19 protein-coding genes are annotated in these 19,241 nt (G+C 69.0%); 12 read left to right on the forward strand and 7 right to left on the reverse strand.

What is annotated here, in order from left to right; translation table 11 throughout:
* Positions 1-61: 61 nt before the first annotated feature.
* Both P0R32_RS01640 and mdh read right to left on the reverse strand, forming a co-directional pair.
* The gene (locus tag P0R32_RS01640) at positions 62-946 is read right to left on the reverse strand and encodes an NAD-dependent epimerase/dehydratase family protein (RefSeq protein ID WP_276238184.1); all 885 of its coding nucleotides are present in this window, start codon (positions 944-946) and stop codon (positions 62-64) included.
* 97 nt (positions 947-1,043) lie between these two features.
* Entirely contained in the window at positions 1,044-1,958 is a 915-nt protein-coding gene (gene mdh / locus P0R32_RS01645) for a malate dehydrogenase (protein ID WP_276238185.1), read from the reverse strand.
* A 180-nt stretch (positions 1,959-2,138) separates the two neighbouring features.
* Here mdh and upp point away from each other — a divergent pair, with 180 nt between their 5' ends.
* The gene (gene upp, locus P0R32_RS01650; RefSeq protein WP_276238186.1) at positions 2,139-2,816 is read left to right on the forward strand and encodes a uracil phosphoribosyltransferase; all 678 of its coding nucleotides are present in this window, start codon (positions 2,139-2,141) and stop codon (positions 2,814-2,816) included.
* A gap of 159 nt (positions 2,817-2,975) precedes the next feature.
* Here the strand turns inward: upp and P0R32_RS01655 are convergent, their stop codons facing one another.
* On the reverse strand, positions 2,976-4,709 hold the full coding sequence (locus tag P0R32_RS01655) for an excinuclease ABC subunit C (RefSeq protein WP_276238187.1): 1,734 nt from the start codon (positions 4,707-4,709) through the stop codon (positions 2,976-2,978).
* A 168-nt stretch (positions 4,710-4,877) separates the two neighbouring features.
* On the opposite strand from P0R32_RS01655, the gene P0R32_RS01660 reads away from it, so the two are divergent.
* On the forward strand, positions 4,878-6,629 hold the full coding sequence (locus P0R32_RS01660) for a methyl-accepting chemotaxis protein (RefSeq protein WP_276238188.1): 1,752 nt from the start codon (positions 4,878-4,880) through the stop codon (positions 6,627-6,629).
* 56 nt (positions 6,630-6,685) lie between these two features.
* Complete coding sequence (locus P0R32_RS01665) at positions 6,686-6,937, forward strand: DUF7967 family protein (RefSeq protein ID WP_276238189.1); 252 nt, start codon at positions 6,686-6,688, stop codon at positions 6,935-6,937.
* Positions 6,938-7,014: 77 nt separating this feature from the next.
* Here P0R32_RS01665 and P0R32_RS01670 read toward each other — a convergent pair whose 3' ends face one another.
* Positions 7,015-7,167, reverse strand: coding sequence for a DUF7556 family protein (locus P0R32_RS01670; protein ID WP_276238190.1), 153 nt, complete (start codon positions 7,165-7,167; stop codon positions 7,015-7,017).
* Positions 7,168-7,355: 188 nt separating this feature from the next.
* Here P0R32_RS01670 and P0R32_RS01675 point away from each other — a divergent pair, with 188 nt between their 5' ends.
* From P0R32_RS01675 to P0R32_RS01685, 3 genes are read left to right on the forward strand one after another with little or no spacing between them, the layout of a single operon-like run.
* The gene (locus tag P0R32_RS01675; RefSeq protein ID WP_276238191.1) at positions 7,356-8,210 is read left to right on the forward strand and encodes a CBS domain-containing protein; all 855 of its coding nucleotides are present in this window, start codon (positions 7,356-7,358) and stop codon (positions 8,208-8,210) included.
* Between the two features lies 1 nt (position 8,211).
* Positions 8,212-10,008, forward strand: a complete 1,797-nt coding sequence (gene glyS / locus P0R32_RS01680; RefSeq protein WP_276238192.1) for a glycine--tRNA ligase — start codon at positions 8,212-8,214, stop codon at positions 10,006-10,008.
* A gap of 6 nt (positions 10,009-10,014) precedes the next feature.
* Positions 10,015-10,647, forward strand: a complete 633-nt coding sequence (locus tag P0R32_RS01685; protein WP_276238193.1) for a dolichol kinase — start codon at positions 10,015-10,017, stop codon at positions 10,645-10,647.
* A gap of 31 nt (positions 10,648-10,678) precedes the next feature.
* Here the strand turns inward: P0R32_RS01685 and P0R32_RS01690 are convergent, their stop codons facing one another.
* Entirely contained in the window at positions 10,679-10,858 is a 180-nt protein-coding gene (locus P0R32_RS01690) for a DUF8107 family protein (protein ID WP_276238194.1), read from the reverse strand.
* Between the two features lie 52 nt (positions 10,859-10,910).
* Here P0R32_RS01690 and P0R32_RS01695 point away from each other — a divergent pair, with 52 nt between their 5' ends.
* From P0R32_RS01695 to P0R32_RS01705, 3 genes are all read left to right on the forward strand, one after another.
* Positions 10,911-11,234 carry a hypothetical protein gene (locus tag P0R32_RS01695; protein WP_276238195.1) on the forward strand — a complete coding sequence of 108 codons (324 nt, stop codon included), beginning with the start codon at positions 10,911-10,913 and terminating at the stop codon, positions 11,232-11,234.
* Between the two features lie 49 nt (positions 11,235-11,283).
* Positions 11,284-11,688 (forward strand): SRPBCC family protein, encoded by a 405-nt coding sequence (locus P0R32_RS01700; protein WP_276238196.1) that lies wholly within the window; start codon positions 11,284-11,286, stop codon positions 11,686-11,688.
* A gap of 85 nt (positions 11,689-11,773) precedes the next feature.
* On the forward strand, positions 11,774-11,995 hold the full coding sequence (locus P0R32_RS01705; protein WP_276238197.1) for a hypothetical protein: 222 nt from the start codon (positions 11,774-11,776) through the stop codon (positions 11,993-11,995).
* A gap of 19 nt (positions 11,996-12,014) precedes the next feature.
* Here P0R32_RS01705 and P0R32_RS01710 read toward each other — a convergent pair whose 3' ends face one another.
* Positions 12,015-13,343: a CobW family GTP-binding protein gene (locus tag P0R32_RS01710; RefSeq protein ID WP_276238198.1), complete on the reverse strand. Its 1,329-nt coding sequence runs from the start codon at positions 13,341-13,343 to the stop codon at positions 12,015-12,017.
* A gap of 137 nt (positions 13,344-13,480) precedes the next feature.
* Here P0R32_RS01710 and P0R32_RS01715 point away from each other — a divergent pair, with 137 nt between their 5' ends.
* The 3 genes from P0R32_RS01715 (at position 13,481) to P0R32_RS01725 (ending at position 16,816) form a co-directional block, all read left to right on the forward strand.
* Positions 13,481-13,777: a DUF7990 family protein gene (locus P0R32_RS01715; RefSeq protein ID WP_276239441.1), complete on the forward strand. Its 297-nt coding sequence runs from the start codon at positions 13,481-13,483 to the stop codon at positions 13,775-13,777.
* A 2-nt stretch (positions 13,778-13,779) separates the two neighbouring features.
* Positions 13,780-14,763 (forward strand): ArsA family ATPase, encoded by a 984-nt coding sequence (locus P0R32_RS01720; RefSeq protein WP_276238199.1) that lies wholly within the window; start codon positions 13,780-13,782, stop codon positions 14,761-14,763.
* Between the two features lie 211 nt (positions 14,764-14,974).
* A complete protein-coding gene (locus tag P0R32_RS01725; RefSeq protein ID WP_276238200.1) occupies positions 14,975-16,816 on the forward strand; it encodes a carbon starvation CstA family protein in 1,842 nt (613 codons plus the stop codon).
* Positions 16,817-17,488: 672 nt separating this feature from the next.
* Here the strand turns inward: P0R32_RS01725 and arlJ are convergent.
* Complete coding sequence (arlJ, locus tag P0R32_RS01730; RefSeq protein WP_276238202.1) at positions 17,489-19,237, reverse strand: archaellar assembly protein ArlJ/FlaJ; 1,749 nt, start codon at positions 19,235-19,237, stop codon at positions 17,489-17,491.
* Positions 19,238-19,241 lie beyond the last annotated feature (4 nt).

Below are 19,241 nucleotides of genomic sequence, written 5' to 3' on the forward strand. Positions count from 1 at the left end.
GCGACCGTCGTCAGGTCACGCGGGTAGTGGTCCCGGTTTCCGTGATGAACCCTCGGACGCCTCAGGACCAGAGTTCGGGCGCTGCCACGTCCTCGTCGCGGGCGGTCCGCCAGTCGTGGCTCGGGGTCCAGTCGAACAGCGCCGTCGCCTTCGCCGTCGACAGCGCCGACTGCTCGCCGTCGAGGTCGCAGTCGTCCGGGAGGCGACCGAACTGCTCCGCGACGGCCTCGGCGGTCGACCGACCGAGGTAGTTCTCCGCGGCGGCGGCGTGGACCGCCTCGTGACCCGTGGGTGGGTCGGCGACCGCACGGGCGACGAGGACAGCCACGTCGCGCACGTCGACGTACGACCAGCAGTTGCCGGCGCCGTCGGCGAGGTCGTCGAGCGTCAGGCAGGTGTACTCGCCGGGGTACTGGATCCACGACGGGCGCACTGAGGTGACTGAGATGCCGTGGCGTCGGTGCACCATGTCGGCGACCTCCTCGGCGACGACCTTCCCGGTGCCGTACGGGTCCTCGGGACGCATCGGGTGGGCCTCCGTGATCGGCAGTTCGTCGGGCAGCGGCGTCTCCTCGGCGAACGCCAGCCCGTAGGCGCTCTCGCTGGACGCCTGCACGACGGTCGCGTCCGCACGACCGGCGGCGACGAGCACGTTGTACGCGCCGGCGACGTTGTCGTGGAACACGCGACTGCCGGCGTGGCGCGTCGGCGACGGGTACGACCCCCAGTGGACGACGGCGTCCGGGTCGACGGCGCCGACCAGGTCGAACGTCTCGCCCGCGTCCGTCAGGTCAGCGGCGCGGAAGTCGACGTTGTCGCGCGGGTCGACCTCGTAGCCCGGGTGGTCGAGGTCGACGCAGACAACCTCGTGGTCTTGGGCGAGGCGGTCGACGATCCACCGTCCAGAGCGGCCGAGCCCGCCGGTGACGAGTACGGTCGAGTCCATAGCCGTGGCGTCGGCGGGCGGCGACAAAAACGGGGGCGGTAGCCCGAGAGAACGGTCGGAGGGTGGGCGGCGAGCGGGCGGACCGAGGTAGAGCCGCTTACGCGATCTTGTCGTACTGTGTCGAGAGCTTCTCGGCGGCCTCGTCCATGAGGTCGGCCTCGTAGTCGTCCAGGTCCCACTCGACGACCTCCTCGACGCCGTTCGAGCCGAGCTTCACGGGGACGCCGAAGGCGGTGTCCTCGTGGCCGAACTCGCCCTCCAGCGCGAGCGACCCGGGGAGCACCTCGCCGGTGTCGCGGACGACGGCCTCGACCATGTGGGCGACGCCCGTCGCCGGGCCCCACTGGGTCGCGCCCTTCCGGGAGATGACGTCCATGGCGGACTCCTGCAGGTCGCCGAGGATCTCCTCCTTCTCGTCGGCGGTGAACGCGGGGTCGGTGCCGTCGACGCGGACCTTCGAGAACACGGGCACCTGCGCGTCGCCGTGCTCGCCGAGGATGGTGGCCTCGACGTTCTTCACGGGCGCGTCGAAGCGCTCGGAGAGCACGTAGCGGAAGCGCGCGGAGTCGAGTCGCCCGCCGAAGCCGATCACCTTCTCGCGGGCGCGCTCGCCGCTCTCGTACAGGTGGCGGTTGAGCAGGTCCACGGGGTTCGACGTCGTGATCGACACGAAGTCGTCGTTGTACTCGCGCAGCGACTCGCCGATGTCCTCCATGATCGGCGCGTTGTCGCCCGCGAGGTCGATCCGGGTCTGGCCCTCCTTGCGCGGGATGCCAGCCGTGATGACGACGACGTCGGAGCCCTCGGTGGCCTCGTAGCCGCCCTGGCGGATCCGCGTGTTGGAGTCGTACGCGACGCCGTGGTTGGTGTCGGCCGCCTGGCCGATGGTCGTCTCTTCCATGTCCGGGATGTCGACGAACACGAGCTCGTCGGCGATGTCGCGGAGCGCGATGTTGTAGCCGGCCGCGGCGCCGACCGTCCCCGCCGCGCCGATCACACTGACTTTCGTCATACCACGTGAATCGCCGACCGAGCCGCCACTAAACGTTTCGAAAGGCGCGATATGGAAGTGCTGAACGACGAATCGGAGTTCGTCGATCGTCGATTTTTCGGCTCCGAAACCGCGACGGGCGTCGCGTCGCGCGCAACCCAACGGGATTATCACCGGTCGCACGGCAACGTTCGGACAACGATGGCAATCGAGAAGCGAGGCGACGCGCACCTCATCACGCACGCGCTGGCGAAGGACACGCTCTCGCGGCTCCGCGACGTGGAGACCGAGCAGGTCGCGTTCCGCAAGGGGTTGGTGAAGTTGGGCCGCATCTGCGGCTACGAGATCATCGACGGCGCGATGGAGACGGAGTTCGTCTCCATCGAGACGCCGCTGGCGGAGACGACCGGCGAGCGCGTGAAGGGGCTCGACAACGTCGTGATCATCAACGTCCTGCGCGCCGCGACGCCGTTCGTCGAGGGGCTGCTCAAGGCGTTCCCGCGCGCGAAGCAGGGCGTCATCTCCGCGGGTCGCAACGAGGAGGCCGGGATGGGCGACGACGGCACGTTCCCCATCGAGATCGACTACACGAAGCTCCCCGACATCACCGCCGAGGACACCGTCATCGTCGCCGACCCGATGCTCGCGACCGGGTCGACGATGTGCGCCGTGCTCGACCACGTGATCGCGAACAACCCCGAGCCGGAGGACCTGTTCGTGCTGTCGGCCGTCTCCGCGCCCGACGGCCTCACGCGCGTCGCCGAGGAGGTTCCGGAAGCCGACCTGCTCACCGTCGCCATCGACGACGAACTGAACGAGGAGGGGTTCATCGTCCCCGGCCTCGGCGACGCCGGCGACCGCGCGTTCCGGACGAAGTAGCGCCGCCGCGCCACGAGCGGCCACACCTTCTTGTACGAGAGCGGGTCTACGTCCCGTGTGACGTAGCGGAAGCCGTCGCGGAACTCGGCGGGTGTGCGACCCACCCGCGACGGCGCGTGCGGGTCGCCTGTCAGCCTCGAACCGACCAACGACGACGAGCTACAGCCGCGCTTTCAACTCGGTGGCGGTCTTCTCGCCGACGCCCGGTACGTCCAGCAGGTCGTCCTCGCTTGCCGCGCGGACGTTCTCCACGGAGCCGAAGCGCCGGAGGAGTCGCCGGCGCGTCTCCGGACCGATACCGGGCACGTCGTCGAGCACGGTGGACACGTCGTCGCGGAGCGTCTGGTGGTACTGTACAGCGAAGCGGTGCGCCTCGTCGCGCACCCGCTGGAGCAGGTGGAGGTGGGGCGCGTCGGCGTCCCAGCGGTGGACACCGTCGGGAGCGATCACCAACTCCTCCTCCTTCGCGAGCGCGACCGCCGGCACGTCCCAGCCGACCTCCGCGAGCGCGTCGCGGGCGGCGCCGAGTTGGCCGTCGCCGCCGTCGATGAGAAGCAGGTCCGGATCGGGCCGGTCGTCGCGCCCCTCGACGGCGCGCTCGGCGCGCCAGCGAACGAGTTCGCGCATGTTCGCGTAGTCGTCGTTGCGGTCGGTGAGCTTCTTCCGTCGGTAGTCCGCCGTCTCGGCGCTCCCGTCGACGAAGCACACGTCGGAGCCGACTACCTGCTTCCCCTGCGCGTGGCTCACGTCGAACCCTTCGATGCGCGCTGGACGGTCGATGCCGAGCGCGTCGGCCAGCGCGCCGAGTTCGTCGCGTCGTGCGGGGCCGCTGCGGGCGTTCTTCAGCGCCAACTCGACGAGTTTCGCCTCCCGCCCGGTGCCGGGGACGCGGACCGCCACACCCTCCGCCTCCAGCCACGCGAGCACGTCCTCGTCGGCGGGGCGCTCCGAGAGGAGGACGGCGTCGGGCAGTTCCCGCTCGGCGTAGTACTGGACGAGGAACGCCGCGAGCACCTCCGCGATGCGGTCTTCGGCCTCCGGCGCGTCCAACGAGTGACGCGTGCGGTCGACCAACTGCCCGCGTTCGCTGTGGAGGCGGGCGACGACGGCGGCGTCGCCCTCGACAGCCGCGCCGAGCACGTCGACCGCGCGTTCGTCGGTCCGGTCGGACACCGCCTCTTCGCCGGCACCGTGGAACGACTCGACGGCGGCCAGTCGGTCGCGGAGGTTGGCGGCGCGCTCGAACTCCTGCGCCTGCGCTGCGGCCTCCATCTCGCGGCGGAGTGGATCAGCGAGCGCGCCCGTCTCCCCCTCGAAGAACCGGACCGCCGACTCGACGTCCGCGCGGTATGCCTCGGGAGTGATCTCGCCGGTGCACGGCGCCGAGCACAGCCCCATCTCGTAGTCGAGACAGGGGCGAGCGCGTCCCTCGTACTTGTGGTCGGAACAACCCCGGAGTCCGTACGTCTCGCGTATCGCTTTGACCACGGTGTCGACGCGGCCACGGTCGGTGAACGGGCCGAACACCGTCGCGGCCTCGTCGGGGTCGCGGGTCACCTCGATCCGCGGCACCGCGTGGTCGGTGAACTGCACGAGCGGGTACGATTTGTCGTCCTTGAGGCGAACGTTGAAGCGGGGGTTGAGCCGCTTGATCAGGTTCGCCTCCAGCAGCAGCGCCTGCGTCTCGGTGTCGGTCACCGCGAAATCGATCGCGTCCGCGGCCCCGACCATCCGGGCGACACGGGCCGACCGAGGGTCGGCGTAGGAGGGCACCCGGTCGCGGAGGTCGACCGCCTTCCCGACGTACAACACGGTGTCGCCGGCGAGGAACTGGTACACCCCCGGCTCGCGGGGCAGGTCGGCGGCGCGTTCGCGGACCGCGCTCGCGTCCATCGACGATCGGTGGGCGCTCCGGGGGTTTGAGGCTGACGCGTGGGAGCCCGCCTCCGTGGAACCACCGACCGGATGCTATCAATTCACATAGCATATCTGGGCTCTGTGATTATTCGATGTGAAAACCGGCGAGTAAGGCTTAATCGGAGGACTGATAGCCAGGGTAGTATGTCACTGTTAGGTCGGCTCCGGGAGTGGGTCCCCGGCGCGGCGAACGATACCACCATCGCAGACGGCGGCGTCACCGTCGAGTCGGGCGGCGATTCCGCGTCGATGCCGGAGGTAGACGCAGAAGACGACGACGAACTGAACGTGGACGACGACCTGTTGCTCGACGGGATGGGGTCGCCGGTGTTCATGCTGGACAGCGACGGCGAGATCGTCGCGTGGAACGCCGCGATCGAAGACCTCACCGGAGCGACCGCCGAGGAGGCCGTCGGGCACGACCACGTGAGCGAGATGTTTTACCCCGACGGCCGGCGCGCACAGACGCTCGCCGACAAGGTGCTGGAGCACCCGAAGTCCGTCCACGAGAAGTTCGACGTCGACCTCGAGGACAAGTCGATGTGGCTGTACGCGGACACCAGCGTCATGACCGACCAGCACGGCGTCGACAGGCACATCTACTTCACCGCGATGCCGCTGTACGAGGACGACGAACTCGTCGCGGTCGTCGAGACCGTGCAGGACCGCACGGAGCACGTGAAGCGCCAGGAAGCGGTCGAGGGACTAGTCGACGAACTCGGGTCGACGATGAATCAACTCACGACCGGGAACCTCTCTCGCCGCGCGCAGTTCGTCGACGAGGACGACTGTCTCGATGACCGCCTGCTGTCGGTCGTCGACAACATCAACGAGATGGCCGACGCGTTCGAAGAGACGGCTGCCAGCGTCGACGAGGGGACGGCCCGACTCGAACGCTCCGTGGAGGAAGCCGTCGAGGCCGCCGACGAGATCGCCGAGAACGTCGGCCAGCAGAACGAACTGCTGACCGAGGGCGTCACCGAGATGCAGACGTTCTCGGCGTCGATGGAAGAGGTCGCGGCCACCGCCGAGGAGGTCGACGTGGCCGCCGAACAGGCCCGCGACGCCGCGACCGAAGGACTCGACGCCAGCGAGGACGCCCGCGAGGCGACCGAGGAGGTGACCGAGATCGGCGAGGAACTCGTCGACTCCGTCACCGACCTGGGCGACCGGATGGACGACATCGAGGCGGTCGTCGAGGTCATCTCCGACGTGGCCGAGCAGACGAACCTGCTCGCGCTCAACGCCAACATCGAGGCCGCCCGCGCGGGCAAAGACGGCGACGGCTTCGCCGTCGTCGCCGAGGAGGTGAAGACGCTCGCCGACGAGACCCGCCAGCACACCGAGCAGATCACCGGCAACATCGAGCAACTGCAGAACCAGACCGACTCGACGGTCGTCGCCGCAGAGCAGAGCCACCAGCAGATCGACCACGCCGCCGACCAGATCGACGACGTACTGGAGGCGTTCGAGGACATCGCCGCCTCCATCGACCAGGCCGCCGACGGCATCACAGAGGTGTCGCGCGCGACCGACGACCAGGCCGCGACCGTCGAGGAACTCACCGCGACCATCGAGGACGTCCGCGAGCGGTCCACAGAGACCGAGGAGGCGGCGAACCGGATCGCCGAGGCGACGGAGGACCAGAGCGCCGCCATCACCGACCTCTCCGCGCGCGTGGCCGAACTGCGGGGCCAGGAGGCCGTGAAGGCCGACGTCCGGACCGACGGCGGCGTCACCATCGACATCGACCCGAGCGAGCACGACGACGACGCCAACGACGACGACGGGGTCACCATCGAACCCGACCCCGTCGGAGACGCTTCCGACGACGCCGACACCGACACCGACGACGCCGCCGCCGACGACTACGGCGGCTTCGAGTTCGGGAACTAACCGCCCGCGCCGACCGAACCACGGACCCTTTCTCGGACCCGCGCTAACACCGGGCCATGCGTCTTTGGCTCGTCTCCCGCGAGTACGACACCCGACAGACCGTGACGCTCACGTACGCGAGCGTCGACGGCGACCGCTCGTACACCCGACAGGCGTCGATCGAACTCCTCCAGCGCAACCCCGTCACCGCCGGGATCGACCGTGATCGGGGGGACACCGAACCCGTCGAGGATCCGGCGACGCGCGAGCGCTACGCTGAGGAGGCCGGCCGGATGGCCGACGAGCACGACCCGGGCGACGAGGTCTGAGCGCGACTCGGCGGCGCAAGCGCTAGAGCGCGCGAGACGAACGGCAGAAGTCGACGGCAGTGCGGGCGCTCAGCCCGTCAACACCAGTTCTCGAGCACCGGGGCGTCGGACTCGCCGACGGAGATCCAGGCGTCGTCGCACGCGAGGTCGGCGATGACGAACTCTGCGGAGTGTTCGTCGACCGACGCCATGACCTCTCCGGGGTCGCCCCCCGTGTGCCTCGTTGTCATATGCGTACGTCTCACATACACACTGATAAACTCGTCGGATCGCGAGCGGGTGCACCCCTTCGTGGAACCGCCGGTCCGCCAGCCCCCGCGTCGGCGGTCGTACCGGGGAGAGAACCCACCACGGGTCCCGCGACACGCCGCTCCACACCTTCGCATGATACAAGAGGCGTGGGGGCGCAAGACCGGGTATGAACGTAGCCGACGCGATGACGCCGCGGGCCGACCTCGTCACGGCCTCGCTCCCCGGCGGCCGAGACGACGTACTCGCCTACCTCCAGGAGTACCGCTTCTCCTCGGTCCCCGTGGTCAAGGGCGATGGCGACGACGAGGTGTACCGCGGTCTCGTCTCCCGCGACGATCTGATCGAGAAACCCAACGAGGACCAACTCGCGCTGTTGATGCGCGAGACGCCGACGGTGACGCCGGAGACGAACCTCCGCGACGCCGCGCAGGTGATGATCGGCGGGACGCGCCGGATCCCCGTCGTCGAGGCGGACGACGGCGACCGCCTCGTCGGCATCGTCACCGTCACCGACATCGTCGACGCCATCGCCCGCGAGGAGGTCACCACGGACGCGACCTGTGGCGACGTGGCCGGCACCGACATCAACACCGTGTACGCCGGCGCCCCGCTGACGGTCGCCGAGCGCGAACTGTTCTTCGCCAACGTGCCGTACGGCGTCGTCCTCGACGACGACGGCGACGTGGCTGGCATGCTCACCGAGGTCGACGTGCTCGACGTGGCCCGCGTCGTCGAGGGCGAAGACGACACCGGCGACTCCATCGCCGGCCAGGACGACGAGTGGAAGTGGGAGGGCATCAAGGCCGTCGGCAGCGCCTACGTCCCGACGCGTAACGTCGAGATCCCCGCCGAACCCGTCTCGGAGTTCATGACCGCGGACGTACTCACCGTCTCCCGGACGCGCAGCGTCGTCGAGGCCGCACAGGAGATGATCACCGAGGACATCGAGCAGATCCCGATGCTCGCGGGCGGCGAACTCGTCGGCATCGTGCGCGACGTCCACCTGCTGGAGGCACTGTAGGATGGCCGAACAGGAGGACGTGATCGAACTGGCGAAGCGCCGGGGCTTCTTCTTCGGCGCCAACGGCGCCTACGGTGGCGTCGCCGGTTTCTACACGTACGGCCCGAACGGCGCCGCGGTGAAGGACAACCTCGAGTCCGCCTGGCGCGACCGCTTCACCGTCCGCCAGGGCAACATGGAGATCGAGGCGCCCACCATCATGCCCGAGGCCGTCTTCGAGGCGTCGGGCCACCTCGACGGCTTCGACGACATGCTCGTCGAGTGCCCCGAGTGCGGCGAGTCCCACCGCGCCGACCACCTCATCGAGGACAACACCGGCATCGAGGAAGCCGAGTCGCTCCCAATCGCCGAGGTCGAGGAACTGATCCGCGAACACGACCTGCGCTGTCCGTCGTGCGACGCCGAACTCGCCGGCGAACCGGTCGAGGACTTCAACCTCATGTTCGAGACGAGCATCGGCCCCGGCTCGGGTCAGCCCGGCTACATGCGCCCGGAGACGGCGCAGGGCATCTTCGTCGAGTTCCCGCGCCTCAAGGAGTACGCGCGCAACCGCCTCCCGTTCGGCGTCACCCAGATCGGTCCCGCCTACCGCAACGAGATCAGCCCGCGCAAGGGCATCATCCGCGTGCGCGAGTTCACGCAGGCGGAGTTGGAGACGTTCATCGACCCCGAGGAGGACGAACCGCCGCTCCACGAGGTCGAGGACGTCGAGGTCACCCTCTATCCGGCAGACGAACAGGAGGCCGACGACGGCGAGGCGTACACGACGACCGTCGGCGAGGCCGTCGACGAGGGCGTCATCGGCTCCGACTGGGTCGGCTACTACCTCGGCGTCGCGCAGGGCTGGTACGAGCGCGTCGGCGTCGACATGGACCGGTTCCGCTTCCGCCAGCACCTCCCCGGCGAACTCGCCCACTACGCGGCGGACTGCTGGGACGCCGAGAGCGAGGTCGGTGGCGACTGGATCGAGATTACCGGCTTCGCGTACCGCTCTGACTACGACCTCACGAAGCACGCCGAGCACTCCGGCGAGTCGTTCACCGTGTTCAAGCAGTACGACGAGCCGAAGACCGTCGAGCGCGCGGCGGTCGACCCCGACATGGCGACGCTCGGCCCCGAGTTCGGCGGCGACGCCGGCGCGGTCGCCGAGGCGCTCCAGACGCTCGCCGAGCGCGACCCCGACGCCTTCGACGCCGACGAGGTGACCGTCGAGGTCGACGGCGAGTCGTACAGCGTCGACACGGACGTGGCGAACTTCTCCGTCGAGACGGTGACCGAGAACGGCGAGCACATCACCCCGCACGTCGTCGAACCGTCGTTCGGTGTCGACCGCATCGTGTACACCGTCATCGAGCACGCCTACCGCGTCGACGAGGTCGACGGCGAGGAGCGCACCTACCTCGCGCTCGACCCGGAGATGGCCGCGACCGACGCCGCCGTCTTCCCGCTCGTCTCCAACGACGACCGCCTGCTCGACCTCGCGGACGAGGTGACGGGCGACCTCCGGAAGGCCGGGCTCGCCGTCGAGTACGACGACTCCGGCTCCATCGGTCGGCGCTACCGCCGGCAGGACGAGGTCGGCACGCCGTTCTGTCTCACCGTCGACCGCGACGGCATCGAGGGCGACGGCCCCGACACCGTCACGGTGCGCGAGCGCGACTCCGCCCGGCAGGTCCGGGTTCCCGTGAGCGAGGTCGCCGACGAGATCGCCGCCCTCCTCGACCCCGAGACGGAGCGCGCGTTCGACGCGCTGGCGGCGGCGTACGACGAGATCGCGACCGACGTCGAAACCGCCTGAGCGGGGATGGGGGAACTCAAACGGCGGGCGGTGCACGCCTCGGGGACGGGCTTCCCCGCCATCTACCTGCTCGGCCTCGTGACGTGGCGCCAACTGCAGGCGCTGTTGCTGGTGGCGACCGCCGCCGTGTTCGTGTTGGAGTTCCTCCGCCTCGTCGTCGAGGTGGAGTGGGGCCCGCTGACTCGCGTGTACGACGAGTTGACGCGCGAGTACGAGGCCGACAACGTCGCCGGCTACGCGCTGTTCATGGTCGGCGCGACGGTCGCGGCGCTGGCGTTCGCGCCGCCGTACGGGCCCGACGCAGTCGCGTTCGAACCGCCGCTGGCGGTGCCGGCGATCCTGATGCTGTCTATCGGCGACCCCGTCTCTGGGTACCTCGGGAGCAACGACGCGACGACGGCCAAGGAGGTGGGCGTGCTCGCGGTGATGTTCCTCGTCTGCTTCGCGCTGGCGGTGCCGTTCACCCTCGCGCACGCGGGGACCGTCGTCGGCGTCCTCGCCGCGGTCGCCGGTGCGCTCGGGGCGACCGTCGCCGACGGCCTGAAGCCGGTGATCCGCGGCTACGTCGTCGACGACAACCTCACCATCTCCCCGACCGCGGGCGCCGCGATGACGGCGGTGTTCGTGCTGCTGTCGTAACTCGCGCCCGACGAGTGGGTCGCCGCCTCCCTCACCGCAACACGATCAGGTACGTCACCAAGAACACGACGAGCGTCATCCCGACGACGTTCTCGACCGAGAGCGACGCCATCTCCGCGTACGACAGCCCCCACACGACGACGGTGGAGAACAGCGTCGAGAGGACGAGATTCATCGCGATCAGCACGCGCGGGTCGCCGTCGCTTGCCATGCGTCGGCCTGCGGGGACCACCTACTTGGCTCCCGCGGTCGTACTCGGCGCCATGCCGCTTCGGAACCGCGAGGGCGACCCCGTCGACCCGGTTCCGTTCCTCGTCGTCGCCGGCGTCGCGTTCATGATCGTCTACTCCGTCGGGCCCATCTACCTGATGGCGCTGCTGGGCGTCGACCTCGCGACGGCGCTCGCCGGGTCGACCGCCGTCTACCTCCTCGCCGCCGGCGTCGCGTACCACCGATTCGTCCGCACCGACCGACCGGACCTGCGGGCGGAGACCCCCGCCGCGTGGCGGTTCCGGCGACTGGTGTACGCGGCGGTCGCCTTCGGCCTGCTGTTGGTGCTCCTGTCGCTCCCGTTCGTCGACTGGTAGGCGCAGCGGCTTCCCGCGGGCTTTTGTCGCGCCCCCGCCCACGCCGGGTATGCGCGAAGTCGAGGCCGAACGGTTCGTCGGGGCGACGCCGGCGGCGCTGCGTCGACTGCTCACGCCGACGGCGCTCGTCGAGTACGAGGGGAGTTTCACGGCCCAGGACAGCTACGCCGACGGCGACGCGACCGTCGTCACGGTCGCCGGCGGCGGCCTGGCGTTCGACCTCCGGGTGACCGAGACCGCCGACGGCTGGCGCTACGAACAGGCCGGCGACCGCGGACCGTTCGACGCGATGGAGACGGAGGTGACCGTCGAGCAGGCCAACGAGGGCAGTCGCCTCCGGGCGACCTCGCGCGTCTCGCTCGGGTTGCCGCTCCCGTTCGCCGACCGGGTCGCGGGGTGGAAGCGCCGCGGCGAACTGCGACGACTGCTCGACAACGTCGCCGCCGACGCCTGAGTCGAGGGATCACGCCGTCGTCGGTCGTGTGCTGGCCGCGGGCACCCGCGGCGGAGTTTACAGCCGTGCCAGCGAGGCGCACACCATGGGACTGCTCGGCACGCTCACGGAGACGCTGAAGGCCTCGACCGAGTCGCCGAACCGCGGCGACGGCACCGAGGAGTCGGCGGGCGCGTACTGGTGTCACGACTGCGACGAGCGACTGCTCGACCTCGACGTGGAGGGTGAGGAGGCGCCGTCGTGCCCCGACTGCGGCGACGAGATGACGTTCGAGCGCTCGCCCGGGTCGACCGGGTGCGCCTGCTGACGGCTGGGTCCGCTGACGGCTACGCCAGCGAGACGACTGCCGCCTCCTCCTCGTCGGTCCGCTCCGGGAGCCACTCGGCCGGGTCGACGCCGGTGCCGTCCTCCAGTTCTGCGTCCGTGCACAGACAGTCGTCGAGTCGGGCACGCACCGCCGTTTCGTCGAGGTCGACGCCGATGACGACGAGTTCCGTGTGGCGGTCGCCCCACTCGTCGTGCCAGTCGGCGCCGTCGCCGCGGTTCGCACGGTACAGTTCCTGGTCCGCCTCGCTCATCGCGTCGACCCACGGGCCGACCGCCTCCACCCGAACCGAGGGGCCGGCCTGACTGTAGTTCAGGCGCTGGTCGCTGCCCGCGACGTGGAGCGTCCCCTTCGACCGGACGACCGACGCCGGGAGGTCTCGGAGGACCGCCGCGAGGCGCTCGGGGTGGAACGGACGGCGCTCGCGGTAGACGAACGAGGTGACGCCGTACACCTCGTCCGGGTGGGCGTGGTCGTGGCCGTCGTGACCCTCCCCGTGGCCGTGCCTGTCGTCGTGGTCGTGGTCCCCGTGGTCGTCGTGGGTGTGCTGGTCGTCGCTGCCTGCATCGGCACCTACGGTGTCGCCGTCGGGGTCGTCGCGGTGTTCGTACAGGTCGACGTCGAGCACGCGCTCCAGCGGCGCCGCCGAGTGCTCGGTACGGACGGTCTCGACGCCGGGCCGGAGTGCGCGCACGAGGTCCTCCGCCTCCGCGAGGGCGGCCTCGTCGCACAGGTCCGCCTTGTTGAGCAGCACCACGTCGGCGTCCTCGACCTGTTCGACGAGGAGGTCCGACAGCGGACGTGCGGCCTCGTCGGCCGTCTCGTCTCCCGCGGCGTCGGTTGGCGCCCCCCGTCGCTCGGGCGTCCCCTCGCCGGCGAACGCGTCGAGGAACTGCGGCGTGTCGAGGACGGTGACGACGGCGTCCATGCGGTAGCGGGCCGCCGCGGGGCCGTTGATGAACTGCCGGGCGACCGGGCCGGGTTCGCTGATCCCAGACGGCTCGACGACGAGGTGGTCGAACTCCTTCCCGTCGGCGAGTTGGACCACCGCGCGTTCGAGGTCGTCGCGCAGTTCACAGCAGATACAGCCGTTCGACAGCTCTGCGACGCCGACGGCGGGGAGGTCGTCGCTGGAGAGGAGGTCGTAGTCGACGTTCACCGCGCCAACGTCGTTGACGAGCACCGCGATGTCGCGCTCGCCCGCGTTCGACAGCAGGTGGTTCACGAGCGTCGTCTTCCCGGCGCCGAGGCTCCCCGAGAGTACCGTCACGGGGATGGCGTCGTCGTCGGACGAACCGGGGCCGCCGCCGAGTCCGCGTCCGGGAGTCATGTGTCGTCCACGGATCGGTCGGTGTGGTACTTGTGCCCGTTGATCGCGGCGACGGCGCGGCGACACCGCGACCGGAACTGCCTTATCCGCGCTACCGTGTCACACGGACAATGAGCGACGACGGCGACAGCGAGGAGGTGACGCTGGCCGACCGCATCGACCGCTACCTCGCGGTGGTGCGCGAATGGGGGGCGGGCCTGTTCCACGGCCTGTTCACCCACCCGGCGTACGAGAAGATCGAGAAGGAGGCCGAGGACATCGAGGACACGTTCATGCTGGCGTGTTTCCCCGACGCCTTCGGCATCCCGTCGCCCGTCTCCTACTACACCGCCGAGTTGCTCCCGTACCTCGAATCCGAGTTCGAGGCGTGGGAGCGACGGATGTGGGACCGCGGATCGATGCTCGAGCGCAAGGGCGAACAGTACCACTTCTGACGATGGAGAAGTTCGTGTTCTTCGGCGGTAAAGGCGGCGTCGGCAAGACGACCATGTCGGCGGCGTACGCCGTCAAGTGCGCCGACGCGGGGCTGGACACGCTCGTCGTCTCGACGGACCCGGCCCACTCCACGTCGGACGTGTTCGACCAGCAGTTGGGCGACGAACCGCAGGCCGTCGAGGGGCGCGACGGCCTCTGGGCGATGGAGATCGACCCCGACGAGGAGGTCGAACACCACCTCATGGAGACGAAGCGTGCGCTCGGCGACCAGGTGAGCGCCGCCTTGGTCAACGAAATCGACCGCCAGATCGAGATGGCCCACCAGACGCCCGGCGCCTACGAGGCTGCCCTGTTCGACCGCTTCGTCGACGTGATGCGCTCCAGCGAGCACTTCGACCGCGTCGTGTTCGACACCTCGCCCACCGGCGGCACCCTCCGCCTGTTGGGCCTCCCGGAGTTCCTGGAGGGGTGGATCGACCGCCTACGGCGCAAGCGCGAGCGGTCGATCGACCTGTTCGAGAAGGCCGCCATCGGTAACAACGAGCCCCGACGCGTGATGGATGGCGACCCGATTCTCGCGCGCCTGCGCGAGCGCAAGGAGTTCTTCGAGTACGCCGGCCGGATGCTGCGCGAGCACACCGCCTTCTTCCTCGTCGTCAACCCCGACGAACTGTCCGTCCGCGAGACGCGCCGCGCCGCAGCGGGCCTGGCCGACCGCGGCCTCACGGTGCGCGGCCTGGCGGTGAACCGCCTCACACCGTCGCCCGACGACGACGAGGACGGGCGCGGCGCCCGCTACCTCCGCGACCGCGTCGCGACCGAGCGGGCGCACCTGCAGACGCTGCGCGAGGAGTTCGACCAACCCCTCGTCGCCGAAATCGAGACGCGGATCGAGGAGGTGAAGGGGGACTTCCTCACCGAGGTCGCGGGCGAACTCGACATCGAGACCACGCCCCCCGCGGACCCGCCGGCGGACGCCGCGTGAGTCAGCGCGCGCGAGCACCGGCGCGGTCGCGAGCGGCGTGACCACAAAGTATTCAAGCGCAGATCGGCGGTAAATTCTGCGCCGAAACGTTCGAAACGTTAAGTGAACGAGCGTTCAACCCGGCGTATCGGTCGATTTGTATCGCTCGCTCGGCGGCGAACTGTAACGTTTTTATATTCTGTCCACACACGCCTGCGATGAGGTAACACACATGGTGGCTGTGATGTGGCTGGTGCTCGCGGTGCTCGCGCTGTTCAGCGCGGGGTACCTCGGGTACTCGCGGTACCTTTCCAGGTTCGTCGAACTGGACGAGGAGCGTGAGACGCCGGCCCACAAGTACGAAGACGGACAGGAGTACGTCCCGGCCAAGAAGCCGGTACTCCTCGGGCATCACTATTCGAGTATCGCGGGCGGTGCACCCATCGTCGGCCCGATCACTGCGGGCGTCGTGTGGGGCTGGGTGCCCGCACTCCTGTGGATCGGGATCGGGAACCCGCTGATGGGTTCGGTGCACGACTTCGTCTCGCTGTCGGCGAGTCTCCGACACGAGGGGAAGTCGATCGGGTACATCATCGGCGAGTACGTCGGCGAACGCGGCAAGAACATGCTGCTGTGGTTCGCGTTCCTGACGATCATCCTCGTCGTGGCGGTGTTCGCGCTCGTCGTGGGTATCGTGTTCAACGCGTACCCAGAGGCGGCGACCGCGAGCCTGATCTACATCGCGCTCGCCGTGCTGTTCGGCGTGTACCTGTACCAACTGAACCTCTCGTTCATCCCGGGGACGATCGCGTTCGTCTCCGCGATGTTCGTGGGCGTCTACCTCGGGACGATGTTCCCGGTGGCGATCTTCGAGCCGGCGGCGCGCGCCCCGGCGGACACCATCGTCCTGCTGGGTAGCGGCGGCTCGTGGCTCCCGGCCTCGGGTGCGTTCGGCGCCAACACCGCCGCGTGGGTGCCGATCATCCTCGTGTACGGGGCGCTCGCGAGTGCGCTCCCGGTGTGGGTGCTGCTCCAGCCGCGCGACTACCTCTCGTCGTTCCTCCTGTACACGGGGGTCGGGGGGTCGCTGCTGGCGATCATCGTCGGCACCATCGGTGGCTCGCTCGGCATCGCGGCGATCACGCCGAGCCAGCCGCTCGTGACGCAGTTGGAGCCGTTCTACGGGTTCGTGGGGCGCTCCGGCGCGCCGCTGTTCCCGCTGCTGTTCATCACCATCGCGTGCGGGACCATCTCCGGGTTCCACTCGCTGGTGTCCTCGGGGACGACCTCGAAGCAGCTGAACAAGGAGACTGACGCGCGTGCCATCGGCTACGGCGGCATGCTCGGCGAGGGACTGCTCGCCACCGTCGCCCTCATCGCGGTCGCCATCGTCGCGCCCGAGGTCGGCGGCGGCATCGGCCTCGCGCTGCCGACGTTCGCGACCGGCGGCGGGATCATGCTGACGAGCTTCGGCATCCCCGCCTCCTTCGGTGGGCCGTTCATGGCGCTGGTGCTCGTGAGCTTCCTGCTCACCTCCACCGACACGGCCGTCCGTCTGGGGCGGTACATGATGGAGGAGATCGTCGGCACGCCCGAGAGCTCCGTCGAGGAGTTCGCGGCCGACCGCTACGGGAACGCGGTCGTGCAGGCGGTGCCCGCGTACGTGCTCATCACCAGTGGCTCGTGGCTGACGCTGTGGCAGCTGTTCGGCGGCGCGAACCAGCTGCTCGCGGCGCTGGCGCTGCTCACCGCGACGGTGTGGCTCGCCAACTGGAGCGACTCCAAGCAGCTCATCAGCACCGGCGGGCCGATGGTGGTCATGGTCACCATCACGGTCATCGGCCTGCTGTGGCTGGCGCTGCACGACAACATCTACGCGAAGTTCCTGAACGACGGGTGGATGGCCGAGGCGACCGGCGTGGCCATGATGTCTGCCGTCGTCCAGATCATCATCGCGTTCGTCCTCATCTACCTGGCGCTGTCGCTGGTGAAGATGGGGTACGAGAACATCCAAGAGGCGCGCAGCGGCACCGGCGGCGCGGTCGCCACCGACGGCGGCCAGGCCGACGACTGACGCGCGCGACAGACGACGCGGCTCCGTTTTTTGACGCACCGCCCCGCCAGCGGCGGCGCCGTGCGTCGCGTGTCCGTGTCCCCGTCCTCTCGGTCGCGACCTGGGGTCGCGGCCTCGACCCGGACGCGCGGTCCTGAGCCGACGGAGCGACGACACCACCGCTCGGAGCGCGTGGGTCGGCGACGACGCCGCGGCGCCCAACGATCCCCCACAGGAACGCCGTGAGTGCGCCCACGCGTCGTTCGTCTCTGACGCGACGTCGTGGGCGACCGATGGGCACCGACTCGGTGGTGGAGTCCACGCGTCTCCGAGGCGTCGCCGTGCGACGAGTCGGCAGTGGCGCGTCGGTGACCGCCGTCGACCGGCATCGATCACCGCGACCCCGTAACAACTGCCCGAGTTGGTGCGATCGGTCGACCACCAGCGACGCCGCTCGGCGACGTGTGACGGCGCGCGAAAACGGAACGGGGTCGGTACGTGAACGCCAGGTCCCTACCCATGGCTTCGCTGCGACCCGACGGCGGCCACCTCCCGCACCCACGTGTCCGCCGCTACCGCATCCAACGGCCGACCGTACATAACGGTTCGGCGCGGAGTATCAACGGTGAAATAGTGTGGTCGAAAGTCGACACAACCGGGTCGTCGAACGGCTCCAGCGACGAGTCGTGAGTCTCAGATCGTGAGGATGGTGCTGACGAGGTGCTTCGTGAAGATGGCGACCGCCGAGCCGAGCCACGTCATGAGCACGAAGTGGAGGTAGGCGTTCGCCTTGTTCCCGCCGTCGATGGTCCGGATCATCACCGACGAGAGCACCGCGTTGAACAGGATGATCAACAGCAGGAGGAACTCGATGAGCGCGATGTCGTACACGCCGGCGTAGATGATCTGGCCGACGCCGCCGGCGCTGGTGACGTTGAACTGCTGGGACAGGTCCGCGAGGATGTTCACGACCTGCAGGCCGATGAAGAACGCGAACGCCGACGCGGAGGTGATCCCGTACAGCAGGCCGATCATCGTCACCGTCGCCTGCCGGCGCTGCTCGCGCAACTGCATGACGGTGTTCATGTTCTGGGAGATGAGCTCACCGAGCAGTTTCGGCTTGCCACCCATCGACCGCCCCTCCAGGTACATGTCGGAGAACTTCTGGATGAGGTACGAGCGCGTGTCGGTCGCGAAGGTGTACCACGCCTCTTCGGAGCTGATCCGGATGTTGAGCCGCCGGTACAGCCGAACGATGGAGGGGGTGAGCGCGCCGAAGTCCTTCTTGTGGAGCGTCTTGAGCACGTCGCCCGTGGTCGACTGCTTGGCGGACTCGGCGGCGCCGAGCGCCCGGACGAACGAGGGGAACTCACCGTCGCGCTCCTCGATGTTGCGCTCTTCTAGTCGGAGCATCACGCCCGTGATGGCCATCGGCGAGATGGGGACACAGAGGTACATCGCCAGCGGGATGTCCTCCATGAAAAAGAGGATCCCGCGCAGCCCCGGACCGACGCCGAACAGGCCCGCGCCGATGAACGCGACCAGCGCGGTGGTGCCGACGACGCCGACGCCGAAACTCGCCCACAGCCGGAAGTCCGAGGGCGCGCCCTGCTCGGAGTGGAACCAGACGGGGTCGTGGGGCGCCATCGCCCGGATGACGATGTAGAAGCCCAACTGGACCAGCATGAACAGGACGATGACCGCCGAGACGGTCATCGTGGGGTTGTCGCCGGTGAGGATGGGGAGAACGATGGCGAACACCAGCGCGAACGTCATCGACAGGATCATCGACATGTACAGGTCCTTCATGACCTCGAGGTTCGCCAGCGCGCCCTCGTACACCGTGATGTAGTTCTGGATGACCGCGTCCTGCTCGGACAGGAGGAAGTCGTCGAGCGTCTGCCCGGCGCCGATGGTGTAGCCGAGGCGGTCGAAGAAGTCCGAGAAGGCGTCGGAGGGGACCTCCTTCGCGCGGCGACGCAGGGCGTCGTCGAGCGACTGGTTCCACGTGTCGACGAGGTGGACGACGCGCCGGAGTTCGTCGGCGGCGGCGCCGTACTCCTCCTCGCGGGCGAGCGTGCGGAACACCTCCATCCGGTCGATGTTCGTCGTCGACAGCACCGTCATGTGCGTCATGACGAGGTGGAGTTGGTTCTCGATGGCCACCTGCCGACCGTTGAGGTACAGTTTCGGGTAGATGACCGCCGCGACGAACACCAGGAATCCGAGCGCGGGGATCGGCAGGCGAACCGTCACCGGGAGCGGGAGGAAGAACGCGCCGGCGATCGTGAGCAGGAGGAACGCCGCTGAAGGGATCAGGACGTAGCCGACGTACTTCCGCTTCGACATGTCCAGCGCGTCGTACGACTCCAGCAGGTCGGCGGCGAGTTCCGCCGCGGAGTCGGGGAAGAAGTCTGACGAGGACGCGCTGTTAGCACTCATGCGC

It is taken from the genome of Halobaculum marinum (assembly GCF_029338555.1).
Taxonomy (GTDB): Archaea; Halobacteriota; Halobacteria; order Halobacteriales; family Haloferacaceae; genus Halobaculum; species Halobaculum marinum.

Excerpts from the sequence above, each read along its gene's own strand:
- P0R32_RS01640 (WP_276238184.1), bottom strand. The coding sequence starts at position 946 with ATGGACTCGACCGTACTCGTCACCGGCGGGCTCGGCCGCTCTGGACGG.
- mdh (WP_276238185.1), bottom strand. The coding sequence starts at position 1,958 with ATGACGAAAGTCAGTGTGATCGGCGCGGCGGGGACGGTCGGCGCCGCG.
- upp (WP_276238186.1), top strand. The coding sequence starts at position 2,139 with ATGGCAATCGAGAAGCGAGGCGACGCGCACCTCATCACGCACGCGCTG.
- P0R32_RS01655 (WP_276238187.1), bottom strand. The coding sequence starts at position 4,709 with ATGGACGCGAGCGCGGTCCGCGAACGCGCCGCCGACCTGCCCCGCGAG.
- P0R32_RS01660 (WP_276238188.1), top strand. The coding sequence starts at position 4,878 with ATGTCACTGTTAGGTCGGCTCCGGGAGTGGGTCCCCGGCGCGGCGAAC.
- P0R32_RS01665 (WP_276238189.1), top strand. The coding sequence starts at position 6,686 with ATGCGTCTTTGGCTCGTCTCCCGCGAGTACGACACCCGACAGACCGTG.
- P0R32_RS01670 (WP_276238190.1), bottom strand. The coding sequence starts at position 7,167 with ATGACAACGAGGCACACGGGGGGCGACCCCGGAGAGGTCATGGCGTCG.
- P0R32_RS01675 (WP_276238191.1), top strand. The coding sequence starts at position 7,356 with ATGAACGTAGCCGACGCGATGACGCCGCGGGCCGACCTCGTCACGGCC.
- glyS (WP_276238192.1), top strand. The coding sequence starts at position 8,212 with ATGGCCGAACAGGAGGACGTGATCGAACTGGCGAAGCGCCGGGGCTTC.
- P0R32_RS01685 (WP_276238193.1), top strand. The coding sequence starts at position 10,015 with ATGGGGGAACTCAAACGGCGGGCGGTGCACGCCTCGGGGACGGGCTTC.
- P0R32_RS01690 (WP_276238194.1), bottom strand. The coding sequence starts at position 10,858 with ATGGCAAGCGACGGCGACCCGCGCGTGCTGATCGCGATGAATCTCGTC.
- P0R32_RS01695 (WP_276238195.1), top strand. The coding sequence starts at position 10,911 with ATGCCGCTTCGGAACCGCGAGGGCGACCCCGTCGACCCGGTTCCGTTC.
- P0R32_RS01700 (WP_276238196.1), top strand. The coding sequence starts at position 11,284 with ATGCGCGAAGTCGAGGCCGAACGGTTCGTCGGGGCGACGCCGGCGGCG.
- P0R32_RS01705 (WP_276238197.1), top strand. The coding sequence starts at position 11,774 with ATGGGACTGCTCGGCACGCTCACGGAGACGCTGAAGGCCTCGACCGAG.
- P0R32_RS01710 (WP_276238198.1), bottom strand. The coding sequence starts at position 13,343 with ATGACTCCCGGACGCGGACTCGGCGGCGGCCCCGGTTCGTCCGACGAC.
- P0R32_RS01720 (WP_276238199.1), top strand. The coding sequence starts at position 13,780 with ATGGAGAAGTTCGTGTTCTTCGGCGGTAAAGGCGGCGTCGGCAAGACG.
- P0R32_RS01725 (WP_276238200.1), top strand. The coding sequence starts at position 14,975 with ATGGTGGCTGTGATGTGGCTGGTGCTCGCGGTGCTCGCGCTGTTCAGC.
- arlJ (WP_276238202.1), bottom strand. The coding sequence starts at position 19,237 with ATGAGTGCTAACAGCGCGTCCTCGTCAGACTTCTTCCCCGACTCCGCG.